A 16,766-nucleotide genomic window follows, 5' to 3' on the forward strand; every position below is an offset into this window, starting at 1 on the left:
ATTACTTCAGGTTTTTCTCGATGGCTTTGATGTGCTCGATGCTTTGTTTCGCGTATTCGTCCATCCACTCTTCGCCGACGCCCTTTTCCAACACGCCGAACGGATCAGCCGAAGCCGGAAGAATTTCATAAGAGACATAACCTTGGTAGTTGATATCTTTCAATGCTTGCATGACCGGCGTGAAATCGAAGTGGCCAACGCCCGGCGCGGCACGGTTGCTGTCCGCCAGGTGCACGTTCCAGAACAGATCGCCGGCGTTGCGGATCGCGTCGTCCACGGAAATTTCTTCGATGTTCATGTGGAACACATCTCCCATGACGCCGACATTGTCGCGGCCGACTTGCTTCACAAGTTCCAGCGCTTGGTCGACGCGGTTCAGCCAGTAGTGCTCATAGCGGTTCCACGGCTCGAAAATGAATTTCACGTTGTGCTGTTTCGCATAGTCGGCGGCGATTTGGATGTTCTCCACCGCCCATTTGATTTCGTCTTCGCGGTTTGCAAGCGGTGCGGTCTTCATGCATGAAGTCGGCGCCACGCCCATCGTCAACGCGCCTACTTCGGCAGCCATATCCACTACGCTTTTTACATAATCCAGACCTACTTTGCGCACGGCGGCGTCGGGATGAGCGAGGTCGCGCTCGGCGGAGTAGATTGCACAGATGGAAGAAACGACAAGACCGTTGTCTTTCAAACCTTTTCTTACATCGCTATAGTTATAAACGCTCGGTTCCCCATACAGATCGATCGCATCGTAGCCGTAACGGGCCAAGCGGTCCAGGCTCTTCGTAAGTTCCTCTTTAAACCACACCAGGTTGCAAAAGCTATACTTGAACATTGCACGCTTCACTCCTCTTATTTGTTTAATTCAGCATGGTGACGCATTTCTTTGAATCCCGAATGATGAAGTTTAGGTTCAAGGGCATCCCCCCTTATCAGGATCAACAACATCGACTTACGACTTGATGATGGCGGTTTCCGGAGCGTCGATCCGGCTGGAGATCAACTGGTCGATCGTCATGTATGCGCCGCCGATCAACCCGGCCATCTTGCCAAGCGATGATTGATTGATGGCCAAATTCCTCGTGGCCAGAGGCAGGGAGCGGCGGTACACCCCTTGACGGATCGAAGCGAGCAGGATGTCGCCGAGCTCGGCGACGCCCCCCCCTATCAGCACAAGGGACGGATTTGTGAAATTGACGAGCGAGGCGAGCACGCGCCCGATCGTATCCCCGCTCTCCCTGATCAGTTCGATCGAGGCGCTGTCCAGCGATTGCAGCCCCAGCCCGACATCCTTCGCCGTTAAATCGCCTTGAAGCTTCAACCTATCCCGCAGGAAATCGCTTTTCCCTTCTTGGGCCAGCTGTTTCGCCCGTGCGGCAATCGCCTTGCCTCCGGCCAGCGCTTCCAGGCAGCCCCGGTTGCCGCACCAGCAGTCCACTTTCAGACCGACGTCGATATGGCCGATATCGCCGGCACTGCCGTTAATGCCTCTGTACAGCTTGCCGTCGACAATAATGCCTGCGCCGATTCCTGTGCCGATTTTGATGTAGATCAGGTTATCGACTTGAAAGTTCAAGCCTTTGGCATGTTCGCCGACCGCCATGATATTTACGTCGTTGTCCACATAACAAGGGCAGTCGAAATATTGCGCCCAGAATTCGCGGATCGGGTACTGATCCCAGCCCGGCATGATCGGCGGCGATACCGGCAATCCGGTGGCGAACTCGACCGGCCCGGGGAAGCCGATTCCGATTCCCATTACGTTCCGTTTTTCGATCCCGTTTGCATCCAGCATCCCTTCGACGAGTTCATGAACTCGGGTCAACGTCTTCTTCGGACCCTCGTTCATAACCATCGGCGTACTTTTGTAATCCAGGATTTTGCAATCAAAATCGGAAATGCCGACCCGGACGGAGGCTGTGCCGAGTTCAACGGCGACGATCCATCCGGCTTTCTCATTGAGCGTGTACAGCTTCGGCTTCCGCCCCCCGCTCGACATGCCTACGCTGGCGCCGAGAATCAGCTTCTCAGAGGTCAGCCGTTCGACATGTTCGGATACCGCAGACAGCGACAATCCGGTGGCGGAGGCGATATCGGTTTTGGAGAGTGGCCTGCATGCCCGGCGGATCACCTGCAGCACTTGGGCCGTCATAGATGCAAGATTCATGGTTCACACCGCTTTCCTAGCCAAAAAGACGCTTTTGAGGCGTTTCAAACCTCCGAAATTGTTTTGTCCGAGCGTAATGACGATCAGAATGATGCCGATTGCGCCTGTCTGCATGACAGCGTTGATGTTGATCAGGTTGCAAATGTAAGCCAGCAAAGTGATGACAATGGTCGACAAGAACGTACCGATCACCGTGCCGCGGCCGCCGAAAATGCTCGCCCCGCCCAATACCGCAATCGTAACCGCCTGCAGGTTCATGATATCGCCTGCGTCGGGCCGCGCCGTAAGAAGCCGGGAGCTGCCGATGATGCCTGCAATCGCGCACAGGAGACCGGTCAGCATATAGGTGATCAGCCGCACGCGATCGGTGTTGATGCCTGCCAATTTCGCGGAGGCGTCGTTCGTTCCTGTCAGATACAGTTGATATCCGAAAAGGGATCGGCTCAGCAAGTAACCGATAATGATCAAAGCCGGCAAGTAGATGGCGATAAATTGGAACGGGATGTTGCCGAACATGACGCCCTGACCAAAAATCGCGAACTCCTCCGGCATGCCGGCAATGTTTACGCCGTTGCTGATCAGCAGTGCAAGCCCGTTAAAGACATACATGGTGGCCAGCGTGGCGATAATGGCCGGAATCCGCAGCTTTGTCACCATGTAGCCGTTGACGAAGCCCATGAAGACGCCGGACAGGATCGCAATGCCCACGGCTGCCCACATGTTTACGCCCTCCGCCATGAGGTAAGCGGCAATGATTTGCGTGAGCGCGTAAATCGCTCCAACGGAGAGGTCGATTCCGCCTCCGCCGGCCATGATGATCAGCGTCATGCCGAGTGCAATAAGGCCGATTTCCACGCCGAACGTACTCATGGAATAGATATTGTCGATGGACGTTGCGCCGGGATACAGCATGTTGGCGCCGACGACAACAATGACAATCAGAATGATCAGCGCAAGATACTGATTCAATGATTTGCCGAATGACTTCATCAGTTTGCGCCTCCTTTATCTCTCGAGAGACTGACCAGAACCGCGATAATGATCATCACGCCCATGACCACGCCTGTCCAGAACGGTTGAATGTGAAGCAGGATGACGGCGTTGCGGACCAGTTCAACCAGAATGGCGCCGAGGAAAGCGCCCATGATGCTTCCGCGTCCACCGCTGATGCTGGCACCGCCGATGACTACAGCTGCGATGACGCTGAGCTCGAAGCCTTGGCCCGACGAAGATTGCACGATCGGAGATTGTCCCAGGGACACGAGCGCCGACACGGCGACCAGCAAACCGGCAATGACATAAATGAAGACGAGCAGACGTTTGGTCGGAAGGCCGGCGAAGACGGTGGCTTCCTCGTTGTTGCCGAGCGCGTAGATGTACCGTCCCCATTTGCGGTTGTTCATCATGTAGCCGGAGACGAGCACCAGTACGATGACGAGCCAGAAAATCAGCGGAACGCCTGCCAGCTTGGTCATGATGAACCACTCCGAGAATTCCATCGGAATGTCGGTGCCCCAGCTGCCGCCCAACAACATAAATACGGCGGAGCGCCAGATGCTGAGCGTGCCCAGCGTCACGATAATGGCGGGGACCTTGTGCACAGCGATCAGATAACCGTTAATGAAACCGGCGATACATCCGGTCGCGAGTGCGGATACAATGATCAGCCACAGCGGAAGACCATGCTGTCCGCCCAAGGCGACGACGGTGGCCGTCAACCCCAGCACCGAACCGGCGGAAATATCGATGCCGGATGTGATGATGACGAGTGTCGCGCCGACTGCTGCAATGCTTACGATCGAGACACTGACCAGCACGCTGGACAAATTGCCTTGGTTCCAGAAGTTGCCGTCTGTCGTTATGGACAGGAAGAGAACGATAAGCGCGATTAGAACGAACAAGATAAATTCGTATTTCATCAAAAAGCTGTGTTTGAGCGACTCCATAGAGCCGCTTCTCGTTGCGGCAGTAGTTTGTGACACCGTTTACTTCCCTCCTATTCCGACCGCGCTGCTGAGCAGTTTTTGGGCGAGGTCATCCTGCGTCTCGTCGTATTCCGCGACGATCCGGCCGCGGTTCATGACCAGAATCCGCGAGCTGACGGAAAGCAGCTCCGGCAGGTCGGACGAAATGACGAGTACGGCGAGACCTTCTGCCGCGAGCGATTTGATCAGATCGTGAATTTGGCGCTTGGTCATCACGTCGACACCTTGCGTCGGCTCGTCGAGGATCAGCAGCTTCAAATCTTCCGCCATCCATCTGCCGAGCACGACTTTCTGCTGGTTGCCGCCCGACAGGCTCGAAATCGGATCGGAAGGCGCGCCGTATTTGATGCTCAATATTTTCTGGTATTTCTCCATGAGCTCGTTCGTTTTCCGTCTGTTTAAGGAAAAGAGCGGTCCCCGCAGCTTGCGGAACACGACGCTGATCAAGTTGTTCGAAATTGATTGGAACGAGAACACGCCTTGGGATTTGCGATCTTCCGGCAAATAACCGATCCCTTTGCTGATCGCGTCCTTGGGGTGCTTGATCTTCACCTTCCGGCCTTCGATCCATACTTCCCCGCGGTCCGCCGCTCTCATGCCGAACATGCTCAAGGCCACTTCGCTGCGCCCCGCGCCTACTTGCCCGTATACGCCGAGCACTTCGCCCGGCCAAATTTGCATGTCGATGTTCTCGAATTGGCCTTGCTTGCCAAGCTGTTTTACTTCGACTACGGGCTGCCGGCTTCCGTCCGGCTTGCTCAGCCGGACATCCGGTTGATAGTCGCGCATGTCCTTGCCCGACATCTTGGTGAGCAAGTCGTCGATGCTCAGCTCCTCTTTGGTGCGGTGCCCGACCGTGCGCCCGTCCGTCAGGATCGTCGCCTCGTCGGCGATCCGCATCAGTTCCTCAAGGCGGTGAGATATATAAACAACAGCTCTGTTGTTCTTTTTCAAATAGTCGATGATTTTGAAAAGGTGATCGATCTCTCCTGCAGACAAGATCGCGGTTGGTTCGTCGAAAATGATCAGTCTTGCGTCTTCTACGAGAGCTTTCAGAATGGTGACCAGTTGTCTGTGGCCCAGCCGCAGCGTACGGATTTCGCGATGAAGCAGTTTGACGTCAAACCCGAGCTGCTCGCAATACGGTTTGATCTTGCGTTCCATGGCGGCGAAATCGAGATTGCCCATCTTGTTCAGAATGGGGTCTGTCAGAAAAATGTTCTCCAGAACGCTCAGGTGCGGATAGGTCAACGGATCCTGGAAAACGGCCGAAAAACCGAGCTTGCGCGCAACGGACGGGTTGGCAATCTTCACCGGCTCGCCTTCCACGAACATTTGACCGGCATCCGGCTGGTGAACGCCCATGATTGTTTTGATCAAAGTGGATTTGCCTGCGCCGTTCTCCCCGACAATCGCATGAAGCTTGCCGGCTTGGAGGGAAATGCTGACGCTTTTTAACGCGTGGGTTCCGCCAAAAGATTTTGAGATATCAACGAGTTCCAATAAATGAGGCACGCGCTCAACCCCTTCCCTTCCCAATAGCTTGGTGTCCGGGTCTGCCGCACGAGCCGGCAGACCCGGACATTTTAATCTCTTAAGCCTGCTGAATTAGAAATCGTAGTTGTCGATATTTTCCTTGTCGAATACCAGCGGCGGTCCGAGCAGAAGCGACTTCGTTGCCGCGTCGTATTTCACCTTGCCGATGCCGGGAACGTCGTTCTCCGCTTGGAGCTCTACGCCTTTCAGCTGTTGGAGCACGCCCCAGACGGTGAGATAGCCCAATTTCTCCGGATCCCAAAGGATCGCTTTATTGATGACGCCGGCTTTGATGTACGGCTTGACGCCGTTCGGAATTCCGATACCGGTTATGGCGATTTCGCCGGTTTTGCCGGCTTGTTTAACCGCTTCCGCGATTCCCGGAGTGTTGGCTGCCGAGATGCCGATGAAGCCTTTGATATCCGGGTTAGCCGCAATGATTTGGGAGGCGATTTGCGTCGATTTGTTGATATCTTCGCCTGCGAATTGCGTATCCAGCAATTGAATCTTAGGCGCTTTCTCTGCCAACCGCTCTTTAACGAATCCGATCCATGCGTTCAGGTTGGTTGCGGTAGAGCCTGCGGACAGGATGCCTACCTTGCCTTCGCCGCCGACTTCTTCGGCGATGATATCGGCCATAGCGTAGCCGAGATCCTTATCCGTCGCTTGCTGGACGAAAAGGCTGCGGTCCGGATTGGTGACGTCGGAGTCGGATGTGAAGAACTTGATGTTTTGTCCCTTCGCCTTGCCGATCAATTGATTGAGAGCCGTCGGGCTGTTGGCCGCAACGCCTACCGCGTCAACTTTCTGATCGATAAGACCGCTTACATATTTGGCCTGTTCGGATACGTCGGCCGTCGTCGGGCCTTGGTAGATCCATTTTACGCCGAGCTCTTTGGCCGCTTTTTGAGCGCCTTTATCCATGCTGGTGAAATAGGGGAAGCCAACCAATTTAGGAACGAATGCGATCGTATACTGCTTGTCCGCACCGTTGGCGCCAGAAGCTGCAGGAGACGCTGCACCGCCTTCATTTTTTTTGACTGATACGCCGCAGCCTGCGAGCATGGCACCGATAACGGTTGTTGCCAGTACGATTTTTAGCATTTTGAAACTTTTCATGAAGTACCCTCCCGTATGTTTGTGCGAAAGCCCTTTCTGAAATCCCTTTCATGAAGAATCGAAATAATAGCCGTTTCCAGCATCACTTCCTTTCAGAAATTCCCTTTGACCAGCTTTTGGATAATGAGTTACGCTTTCAACCTTGATAGTTTTGAATATAAACCCTAATCTTTTAACAGTCAATGATAAAAAGTTAGAAAAAATTAAATTGTTATCCTTACTTTTACTGTGATAACAATCGGGTTTTTAATAAAAAATTAAAATTGCATAACAAAAAGCCTGCTGCTCCAAACTTGGAGATACAAGCTAGAATTTCACTCGACTGAACTTTGATAACTTCATTAGCGGTAAATAAATTTGGGTTATACTTCCTATACGATCAACCGTGAGAGGGCCTGGAAAAAGACGCTGACACCACTTAACTTGACAGGGGTAATTAGTAAGAGTACGATATGTTCTAATACCAGGTACTAATACTATATACTAAAAATAAATAGATGAGGGTGATCGATCATGAAACAGCCTTCCCAGCGCACGGACTTCGTATCGAAAGCTGAGATAACGGCAATCGGCAGCTATGTCCCTCCTAAAGTGATTACGAACTCGGACTTGGAGCAGATGGTCCAGACCGATAACGAATGGATCCTCCGCCGAACGGGGATTGAAGAACGCCATCAAGCCGCGGACGACCAGTTTACGAGCCATCTGGCCATTGCTGCCGTACAGGATCTGTTCGGACGCTTCCCGTCCTCACAGCAAGATGTAGACGCCATTATCGTCGCAACATCTACGCCGGACATGCCTTTTCCCTCTGTTGCCGCGCAAGTGCAGAAGGCGATCTGTGCCGCAAGATGCCTCGCGGTTGACATCAGCGCCGCCTGTGCCGGTTTCGTTACGGCTCTGCAAATGGCTAACGGACTCATTCTTAGCGGAGCGTATCGGAAAGTTCTGGTCATCGGCGCCGAAACACTTACCAAAATAACGGATTATACCGACCGTTCCACATGCATCTTATTCGGCGACGGTGCGGGCGCCGTTCTCATGGAAACCTCTGAAGAGGGTGCCCTGCTGGCTTCCAACGCCGTCACCGAAGGCACCGGCGGCAGTCATGTTTATTGCACGGGTTTATCCAAGCAATTGGACACCGAGATCTTACTCGGCCAGGGGAACTTGGTACAGAACGGCCGTGAAGTATACAAATGGGCCTTATCGACGATTCCTGAAGGGGTCACGGATTTGCTTCAAAAAAGTGGGCACCGGCTCAGCGACCTGGACTGGTTCATACCGCACAGTGCCAACCTTCGGATGATCGAGGCGATCTGCGAGCGACTTGAGTTTCCTTCTGACAAAGTCCTGGAAAGTGTCGTCCGCAACGGCAACACTTCCGCAGCATCAATTCCGTTGGCATTGGATGCAGCATACAAACAAGGCAAACTTAAACCCGGCAATCTGATGGCTCTATACGGATTCGGAGCAGGATTAACGCAGTCTGGTCTTTTGGTCAAGTGGACATTATCATAATGTAAAGCGCCCGTTCGTCGACTGCAATGTCGCAAGAACGGGCGCTTTCCTTTTGCCTTATTGAAGGCGATGAACTTGAAAGTAATGATCGGTTGTATCTTGGATTCGGATCGGAACGGCGGAGGTTTTCGTTACTCCGTTGCTGTAAGTCACCGTAAACACAAAAGTATAGGTGCCCTCCGCAAGCTTCTCAAAAGAGATACTCGTATCCCCTTCCTTAAGAAGTCCTTTCCAGATGGCTGGTAATGCAGGGCTGGCAGATAAACTCTTCTGCAGCGCAGACGCAGCCGCCGCTTTCACCGCAACCGGCTTTGTACCTGAATTTCCTGTGCCCGTGACGGAAGCCTCCAACACGAACGCTTCACCGGCCCAGAACCAATCGGCGGGGCGCGGCGCTTTGGGATGCCTATCATTGTAACGGAGCCGGTTCGCTTCCCAGGCGTCCGTATGGCGAACATAACCTTGAACGCCAAGTGCGCGGACAAGCAAAGTCTTGGTTTTGATGACCGGAGCCGCTTTGCCGTCGCTGATTGTCTGCCGGATCGTCCAGGTGCCGATGGCCGATGCACCGCTTGGAATGGCAAATGCAGGCCCGACAGCGGTGTAGGGATAGCTGCTGTTAAACGTCTGATCATGCCGCTTGGTACCCGCCGGGTCCACGATCTCGTATCGAATGGTTAGTGCATCTCGTTCATTGTCGCCTACACCCGTAGAACGAATATGGAGTGTATCGCCTTCATACACGGGCATCGTTGTATTGTCAGGGTCATATGTGTAAGCTGTAAAGTCTCCGAATGGCGGTGTGTTTCTAATAAATTTAACTTGCACGGTTTTAACTTCCACATTGCCGTTAGGCGTTCTTGCCGTCCATTCAAACGTGTAGGTCCCGTCGGGTATAGAACCGGTCGGAGTATAAAGGACATTCCATTGCTTGCTTCCTATACCTGCTGTGGATGATACAGAGCCCGTCAAGCTCAAGGCCTTCTGAAACGGCATTCCTTTGAAAGCGACAAGAGTAACCTGACTCGGATACTCTGTCGTAGCGGCGGTAAATCTGAACGGATACCCCAATATGATCGTATCGGTAGTCTGGCCGTCGGAGTTTGTGATACCCGGAACTAGATTGATCGGCGTCAACACTTTAACCGTGAAGTCTTTGCCCGCGGCGACGCCGCCCGACCCGTTCGCAGAGATTCGGTAGGTATAGCTTCCATCAGGGGCAACTGTCGGAATTTGAGTCACGACATCGTCCCACAATATATCACTTCCGTTTTTAGTGCCGGTAAAATAATGCGAAGTTTTATTGATATAGCCGCCCATTGTGAATTGCATATCCAGTGAATAAGGGAAACGTGTCCACAACTCGTAGGCCGTAACACTTTCACCGGCCGGCACACCGCCCGCTAAAGTGAAGCTCCCGTCCGTCGACTTCAGCTTGGCTTTCAGCTGCGGCGGCGGGGATGCCGCAAGCGTAAAATCCAGCACGAATGGGTCGGACCAGGCTCCCTCTATATCTTGCACCACATACTCCAAGTGATAGGTTCCGGGCGCCAATTTGTCAGGGATTTGATAATACCACTCTCCCCCGACCCGGTAGCTTATTTTCCTCTCTTTAATTCCACGGCTTATCGGGTCGCTGATGTTATGATCCAGATCATAGGATTCATCAACCCAAGATGTGTTATAGCAGGTGCAGCTTAAGTCGTACGTCCAATCCAAAGCGGCCAATGCGATCGGCTTTCGATGTGCACGTATAATTGTTTTCGCTTCGTTCGACCAGTAGCTGTAATGCGCAAGTGCCGGGTCGGTGCTCGGCTCATCCTTTACTCTTCGATATACTTGATATTCGCCCGGTAACGAGAAACTCGTCCTTAGCGTCTCGGTTGTCCAAGATCCGGCATCATATTTTTCAACAGCATAAGCCGCGCGCCCCAACGAATTATCATAGTAGCTGTCATTGTGGACATACATCGTTTGCGGCAGCACAATCGGGTCGGATTCGGGATCGGTTTCATCCGTCAGCATATTGAAAGATTCTCCGATCAGCACGGTTTGAGAAGCCGTCGGAGGATTATTAGATGCAATATAATCTACGATTCTAGCAATGATTTCCTCAATAGGCTGACCGATATTCGCAATGAAATGGTCATGAGTTGTCTGTGTCTTGATCGCTTCCGAGCCTACGAGGATGATTTTGCCGTCTGACAAACCTTTCACTTTATTAAAATCCGGCAGCTCATTGATGATATTGTCTGAAATATAGATCAGATACTTGTCGGCGACAGTTCGAACATAGGGATTCGAATAGGGCTGGCGGACATTTTTGTAGATGGTGCCTGTATAGGTTGCATACCAATTGCTGACCCATCTGATATCCGATACCCAAACCTCTTTGTAAGTTGTGTCGACCCAATAGGTTTCGGTTTTCGTCGTTGAATTTGAACCGAGACTGCAAGGGGGCGCATGGCTGTAAACAGGTCTGCCTGGTCCGGCAGAGCCGTAGCACCAAGGAATTTCTCTGGTTGCCGTATGTCCCGGAACATCAACGACTGTCTGATTGCCTCCGAAATCACGGTAAGAGCCGTTGTCAGAGGTAGACTGCCGGTTCAGTGTTCCACAGTATCCGTTAGAACAATAGTCATAAGTACCTGGCGGATAACTGCCTGTGTTAACCACAGTTGAAGCGGCTTGAGAGTAAGTATAAGTATGCATGTCCCAGACATTTAAATTCGGGTCGATTCCTTCGTAACGCAGCTGGTTGTTTATTTCAACTCCATTCCCTCTTACATAATCGATTTTACTTTGAGACAAGTTCTTATCCAGCAGCATGGCAGCGTCGACTTGTTGACGGATGGACGGTATGTCTGTATATAAGTCTGCGTAAGGTATGTAGTTATCCAACTCAAATTCAAATTGTGTTTGACTCACCCTTTTATCAGCCGAAGTTATGAATTCAGGGAAAGTCTCCTGTCCGAAGTCTTCATCAACCGTTGCCACGATTCGGTATTTGCCCAGCTTGCTCTGAGACGGCTTATATTGCGACAAAGGTCCATCGAAGCTCTCAAGAAGCTCGGAGTAAGACTCATCATCATCCGCATCGTAATAAACGTCAAAATGTTGATTCCGGATAATATCGCCGTCCGTGCTCACCGCATCATAGAACAACGTAAGAGATTCATTGCGCGAAATTTGGCTTGAATACGGGTGCATTATGATGGCCGGTTTATAGTCTTCTAAAGCGCTGAAAGGTAGCACGTAAGGGTCGGACGTTCGGCCCAGAGCGTTGGTTACAGTTAGGGTGAGTTGATACTCGCCGGGCTTTTTATATAGAAACTCCTTATGATCCGCACCGTCTGCTTTCATTCTTCGATCCGAGTCAGATCCTTCAATAGCACTCCAATTCCAATCCGCGCTAATAATTGGGTAAGTCGCAATAACAAGCGGATCGTTGGCATCCGGAGCGCTGGATGTGTTATCCACCGACATTTTGCGATTTTCTTTGAAGGAACCGCCGTAGAATTTAAATTGCGCTCGAGGTTTGGTATCGTGCACGTTAATAACCCGCCAAGTGTCACACATCACCGCTCCATTCTCGTCTTCTCCCGGCTTAGGTGTCCACTTCACCGAAACGATATGCAGCCCTTGGATATCATCGCCGAACACATACTTACCGCTCCAAAATTCATCCGCATCTATGGCCACCCCATCGACCGTTACCGATCGGTCGGCGATCCGGGACAAATCCGTACCATCAGACGCGCCAAAAGGAACGATGTCAAACGCATCGCCAGGGATATTCGGTTGACATGTGAGCGGGGGCGGACCTCCTGGCTCCGGCGGGGGTGTGTTAGAAGGAGTGCTGTCTTCCTCGGGCGCTTCGCCGTTAAAAATATACGTTTTCTGAGTGGTATCTTCATCGGCCTGACTATTATTGTAATAATACGTCCTCGCAGTGAGGATGATTTTGAGAGTATCTCCAGCTTTGAGTTTGGATTTATCAAGCTTCAGAGCCAGATCCGGGTTTTTGGATGCATTTTTCTTTTTATCTTTTAAAGTTAAATCGCCATTATTGCGCGAGGTGAGAATCTGAGTTTCCGATCCTCCCGGATAGGTGTAGGTAACCTCGAACTCCCATTTTTCAATATCAAAACGAGTGTAGTTCAGAGTGCGTTCCAAAGTATCCGTTACATACTCGTCATCGTTAATTTCACCGGATAATTTCCACTTCCATATCGTACCGTCGGCAATTTTGCTTAAATCAGTGGTCGTAATGTTGGCGTCGGGCACGATTGAAGCTGTAATTCCAGGCCTTTTCTTTGTTTGTATCTGGTCCAAAACATAGGACTGATACCACTGCCTCCCATCGGAATTCACATGAAAAAGTCTCCCTGACCCAGGAGCCTGCGACGTCGGGGCTTGCTGCACATACATATAGTCAAAAAGATTCTTAGGACTCCGAGGATCTGTGACAGAATCTTTCGCCTGATAGCGAACCGTGACTTGATTGCTTTTGATTATATGGTTGACTTCATTTACGAAATATTCTCCTCTTCTGTAAATGTCTTGAGGTTTTGTTACTCTATCCCCCCAGATGGGACCGAAGCCGTTAGGTTTATTTCTATTTCCCTTGAGTAACTCACTTTCCCATGGATGGTAGACGTATTTTTTTAAATCCGGGTCAATACCGCTATATGCATCAGTTGGAAAAAAGACATTCGTATATAGATTGCCGTTGACATCCCAGCCATAATATCGGTATTCTCCGTTACCCACGCCGTATTTCGTGAAAGCGGGATGAGTTACCTGAACCCCACCTTGGTCAACTTCTTTCTCAACACTTGCTTTATAGACAGTGCCAGTTAAATCCTGCCAAGACGTTTTGAAATCACTAGGGCCATTTGCTGATTCCTGTGTTCCATATGCAATGACTCTTTGATCCCTATAGAGCTTGGCGTTAAATTCAACCCAGTCATTTGGATTCGTCTTTTTATTCACACAAATAATTCCATTTGGTGGCTGTACATCGGGAAACCGCTTCTTGTATGCACCCTCGCAAATTTCCTTGCTACTGGTTGCTTGAGCGATCCCTTCTGGATAAAGCGGCAGACTTATTGCGATGAATGCAAAAACAACGAGATATATCATAATATTATGATGTAATTTTTTCATAAAGTGTCCTCCTCCAACTAATCAATACATTAAAAAAAACACCTCTTTAACAACGCACGGTTTGTGCATTATTAAAGAGGTGCTTCCCCAATAACTTCCTTTTATCTAGTTAAATCTTATCTTGGTATGCGGATATCCCTACATTTATAAAATCCGTATACGAGTTAATAATAACCTGCCTACCTTCAATAATTTTACTGCTCTGATTATACTTATTTGTTCGTGCAGACTGAAGTGTTACCTTCACTTCAGTAAAAAATTCTCCGATGCTATCTTTAAAAATTAGGGAGGAGAAATAATTTATATCATCAGTCGCTCTCTCAAACATACCAATTTCTGTAGAAATGGTCATTGTATATACGTTACCAGTGAAGCTTATGCCAAAATCAGAGGTGGTTGGCTCATGTAAATTTACATAGAATGTATCTTCAAAACCTTTTAGTTTGAACCCTTCATTTTTATAATACAAGAGTTGTCCCGTATAAGCATTCGTTGCGCCGGGATAGTCTTTTTGTCGGGCGTACATGTTGTCGTAAACCATTTTCATTTCTTCGTTGGCGAACACGAAGGTCATCGAACCATATCCCGGCAGAGGAACGGTAGAGTAGGGAACGCCAGCTAAATTGACTTCTGTTTTCTTACGCAGCGAGTCGTCGGCCAGGACCATGCATATTTGGGCGGCTTCTGCGCGGGTAATGGTCGCTTTCGGATTAAAGTAGCCTTGTTCGTTACCGTTCATAATGCCGCGAAGGGCAACATCACCAATGTATTCTTGGAAGTATGTATCTGACCTATTAAAATCCTTAAAAAGCTGGGCGCCTGCAATCATCGCATATTCTCTTGAAAACGGCCCGTGAAATATATCATCCACGTTATTAAGAATTTTTGCTGCACGCTCGCGGGTTAAAGGTTCATCGTACCGGCCGGCATATTCATCCGAGATGATACCGAGGTTTTGAGCCGTCGCGATATAGTTTGAATACCACGGCGAGCCTTGTTCGAAATTCACCGTACCCGAATTGAAAGAGCTTTGATACCACTCGGGAATCATAGCCAGATATTGATCCCCCCACCAGACAAAACCCGATGAATTGTCCGTAAGCGACATAAAGGTCATTTTAATAAATTCAGCCACGGTCACCGAATCATGAGGACGAAACGTGCCGTCCGTGCCGCCTTTGATATATCCCTTGTGGACACCCAGCATAATCGGTTCATAAGCCCAATGATTTACCGGCAAATCCTTAAACTTAGGCGCGGCAGGCGTATCATTTTGAGCATAGACAGGAACAGCTAGAGCAAAAGTCATCGCAGCTAAAATCAAGATCCATTTTTTCAAACACAGCACTCCTTAGATATATTGTTCAGATCATTCAGCAATAAAAAAAGAAAGCACGGGCCGACATCGGTTAACGTCTGCGGGTGCTTCCTCGCGTTGATATCCTATTTTTAATAATTTTATTATATAAAATATTGTCAAAATTCGTCAACAGGTGGAGATTCGCACTCGCATGTGCTGTCGGCACAGAGCCGGCGCATACGCCCATTTTGTCCGCATCAAAGTGAGATGGGGCCGTGACTACCCGCTGTTACGGACATTTTGGGCGTATCGGTTCATGATTGCATGTTCTGTCGGTCCAAAAGCCGGCTGATACGCCCGTTTTGTCCGCATCAAAGTGGTTGAGGCCGTGACTACCCCACTGATACGGTCATTTTGGGCGCATGGGCCAGTTACACCTGCTGCTCATAAGCCATTTGGTGCCCCTCTTCGAACCCTTTGGCAAAGCCGGCATAATGCCCATCATGGTATGCCTCATCATCGTCGGCGCTTTTACTTGCTCTTTTGTTATGTCGTCTCGGCTGACTTTGCGTCTTCTCAATCCGCAGCTTAGCATTTCTAACATCGGCATTTCGATGCTTGCTTTTCACTCGTCAACTCGCCTCCCCAAGTTGCGCATACGATCCCCCGGCTGCTACAATGGCTGCTTCAACAAAGGCGGTGCAATGATCGGCAGCCCCTCAGCCCTTTCCTCAAGCATCTTGTCGGAAACCGCCAAAGACGGCTTCAAATGCAAGCTCCAAGCCTGCATGGCGGCTGAGCTGGTAATCTTCCGAATTGTCCCCCCCTCGACATGGTAGCTGGCTCCATCCGGCAGCCTGGCGATACCGATATCCAGACCGATCGGATCTCCCAACCCACGCCAGCGCCGTTCTGCCTCATGTGCGGTAATCGGGGCGCCAACCGGCCACCGTCGTAGGTCGATCTGCGAAATGCGTGTGATAGGGAAAGACACCACTCCTTCGATCTGTCTGCGCTGCCCGTTCTCAATCCAGTAAATGTTGGCACCGAACCCTTGAACGGCAACCCGCTCCGGATAAAACGATACCGAGGTAATCGTTTCTCCATGGCTGATATGCTTATGACTGCGCACACGATGAATCCACTCATAGGGATTGTTCCATTTGTCTATGAAATAAAAGCGGTCATGATCATCGACAGTTGCTGAACGATCAGCGGAAGCCCCGCCGCCTTCTCCGCCAATGTTATGAACGCACGCATCGTTTGCAATGACAAGACTTTTGCCGAGCAGCCTTACCCGTATGCTGTAATTGTCATCCACAAAATTGGAGTCCTCGTATCCTTCGTCAAAATAACCCGCCTCTTCGAACAGCTTCCGGCGGAACAGCAGACAATAGCCCGTCAAACGATCAGTTCGGCGCCAGGGGGATGCATCCGGCCGGTTATCGTTTCGCTCGAACTCGGTAACCGGACTCACCATGCCGATTCCGTCGTCGCTGTTCAAACAGACAAGCATATTGTCCAGCCAATTATCGGTTACACACGTTTCGCTACGCATCAGCACAATTGTTGTGCCTTTGGCCATCATCATTCCCGCGTTAAGCGCGCCTGACAACCCTCGGTGGGAGTCCATAATTCTGCTGCGCATCAATCCTTGAGCCTTCTGCAAATAATCCGCAGTTCCGTCAGTCGACGCATTATCCACCACGATAATTTCATAGGACGAATTCGTATACGCAGCAATGCTGTTGATACATTGCCGGAGCATATCAAGCTGATTATGCGTTGCAATTACAATGCTGGTTCCGTCAAACAACTTCGGATAATTTTGAATGCCGTATTGCACACCTTGGCGGTAGCCTTCTCGGAAACCCACCCGATAACTGACTTTCCGCTGCGATTCAGTGGCAGAAAGAGATGCTCTGCGGCGGTTCTTGATATTTCGGAGTAACGATTGCGCATCCGCCAT

At 50.5% G+C, this 16,766-nt stretch carries 11 protein-coding genes; 1 reads left to right on the forward strand and 10 read right to left on the reverse strand.

Annotated elements, in window-relative coordinates; genetic code table 11:
• Position 1: 1 nt before the first annotated feature.
• The 6 genes from SD71_RS18150 to SD71_RS18175 form a co-directional block, all read right to left on the reverse strand.
• Positions 2 to 835: a sugar phosphate isomerase/epimerase family protein gene (locus tag SD71_RS18150; RefSeq protein WP_041066387.1), complete on the reverse strand. Its 834-nt coding sequence runs from the start codon at positions 833 to 835 to the stop codon at positions 2 to 4.
• Between the two features lie 117 nt (positions 836 to 952).
• The gene (locus SD71_RS18155) at positions 953 to 2,167 is read right to left on the reverse strand and encodes an ROK family transcriptional regulator (RefSeq protein ID WP_052476381.1); all 1,215 of its coding nucleotides are present in this window, start codon (positions 2,165 to 2,167) and stop codon (positions 953 to 955) included.
• A 3-nt stretch (positions 2,168 to 2,170) separates the two neighbouring features.
• Positions 2,171 to 3,157, reverse strand: coding sequence for an ABC transporter permease (locus SD71_RS18160; protein WP_052476382.1), 987 nt, complete (start codon positions 3,155 to 3,157; stop codon positions 2,171 to 2,173).
• Positions 3,157 to 4,149, reverse strand: a complete 993-nt coding sequence (locus tag SD71_RS18165; RefSeq protein ID WP_052476383.1) for an ABC transporter permease — start codon at positions 4,147 to 4,149, stop codon at positions 3,157 to 3,159. The genes SD71_RS18160 and SD71_RS18165 overlap by 1 nt, the downstream gene beginning before the upstream one ends.
• A gap of 3 nt (positions 4,150 to 4,152) precedes the next feature.
• The gene (locus tag SD71_RS18170) at positions 4,153 to 5,667 is read right to left on the reverse strand and encodes a sugar ABC transporter ATP-binding protein (RefSeq protein ID WP_041066390.1); all 1,515 of its coding nucleotides are present in this window, start codon (positions 5,665 to 5,667) and stop codon (positions 4,153 to 4,155) included.
• Positions 5,668 to 5,760: 93 nt separating this feature from the next.
• Complete coding sequence (locus tag SD71_RS18175; RefSeq protein ID WP_200889622.1) at positions 5,761 to 6,807, reverse strand: autoinducer 2 ABC transporter substrate-binding protein; 1,047 nt, start codon at positions 6,805 to 6,807, stop codon at positions 5,761 to 5,763.
• A gap of 513 nt (positions 6,808 to 7,320) precedes the next feature.
• Here SD71_RS18175 and SD71_RS18180 point away from each other — a divergent pair.
• Positions 7,321 to 8,328: a ketoacyl-ACP synthase III gene (locus SD71_RS18180; protein WP_041066393.1), complete on the forward strand. Its 1,008-nt coding sequence runs from the start codon at positions 7,321 to 7,323 to the stop codon at positions 8,326 to 8,328.
• 57 nt (positions 8,329 to 8,385) lie between these two features.
• On the opposite strand, the gene SD71_RS18185 is transcribed toward SD71_RS18180, so the two are convergent.
• The 4 genes from SD71_RS18185 to SD71_RS18200 form a co-directional block, all read right to left on the reverse strand.
• Positions 8,386 to 13,497 (reverse strand): Athe_2463 domain-containing protein, encoded by a 5,112-nt coding sequence (locus SD71_RS18185; protein ID WP_041066396.1) that lies wholly within the window; start codon positions 13,495 to 13,497, stop codon positions 8,386 to 8,388.
• Positions 13,498 to 13,606: 109 nt separating this feature from the next.
• Positions 13,607 to 14,836 (reverse strand): S-layer homology domain-containing protein, encoded by a 1,230-nt coding sequence (locus SD71_RS18190; protein ID WP_041066399.1) that lies wholly within the window; start codon positions 14,834 to 14,836, stop codon positions 13,607 to 13,609.
• Between the two features lie 392 nt (positions 14,837 to 15,228).
• Entirely contained in the window at positions 15,229 to 15,426 is a 198-nt protein-coding gene (locus SD71_RS18195) for a hypothetical protein (RefSeq protein ID WP_041066402.1), read from the reverse strand.
• Positions 15,427 to 15,470: 44 nt separating this feature from the next.
• Positions 15,471 to 16,766, reverse strand: coding sequence for a glycosyltransferase family 2 protein (locus SD71_RS18200; protein WP_052476384.1), 1,296 nt, complete (start codon positions 16,764 to 16,766; stop codon positions 15,471 to 15,473).

Origin of the sequence: Cohnella kolymensis (assembly GCF_000829465.1) — a bacterium.
In the GTDB taxonomy this organism is placed as follows: domain Bacteria; phylum Bacillota; class Bacilli; order Paenibacillales; family Paenibacillaceae; genus Cohnella; species Cohnella kolymensis.

What these genes read in the sequence shown, in the direction of transcription:
- SD71_RS18150 (WP_041066387.1), bottom strand. Translation starts at nt 835, where the DNA reads ATGTTCAAGTATAGCTTTTGCAACCTGGTGTGGTTTAAAGAGGAACTT.
- SD71_RS18155 (WP_052476381.1), bottom strand. Translation starts at nt 2,167, where the DNA reads ATGAATCTTGCATCTATGACGGCCCAAGTGCTGCAGGTGATCCGCCGG.
- SD71_RS18160 (WP_052476382.1), bottom strand. Translation starts at nt 3,157, where the DNA reads ATGAAGTCATTCGGCAAATCATTGAATCAGTATCTTGCGCTGATCATT.
- SD71_RS18175 (WP_200889622.1), bottom strand. Translation starts at nt 6,807, where the DNA reads ATGAAAAGTTTCAAAATGCTAAAAATCGTACTGGCAACAACCGTTATC.
- SD71_RS18180 (WP_041066393.1), top strand. Translation starts at nt 7,321, where the DNA reads ATGAAACAGCCTTCCCAGCGCACGGACTTCGTATCGAAAGCTGAGATA.
- SD71_RS18185 (WP_041066396.1), bottom strand. Translation starts at nt 13,497, where the DNA reads ATGAAAAAATTACATCATAATATTATGATATATCTCGTTGTTTTTGCA.
- SD71_RS18200 (WP_052476384.1), bottom strand. Translation starts at nt 16,766, where the DNA reads ATGGCGGATGCGCAATCGTTACTCCGAAATATCAAGAACCGCCGCAGA.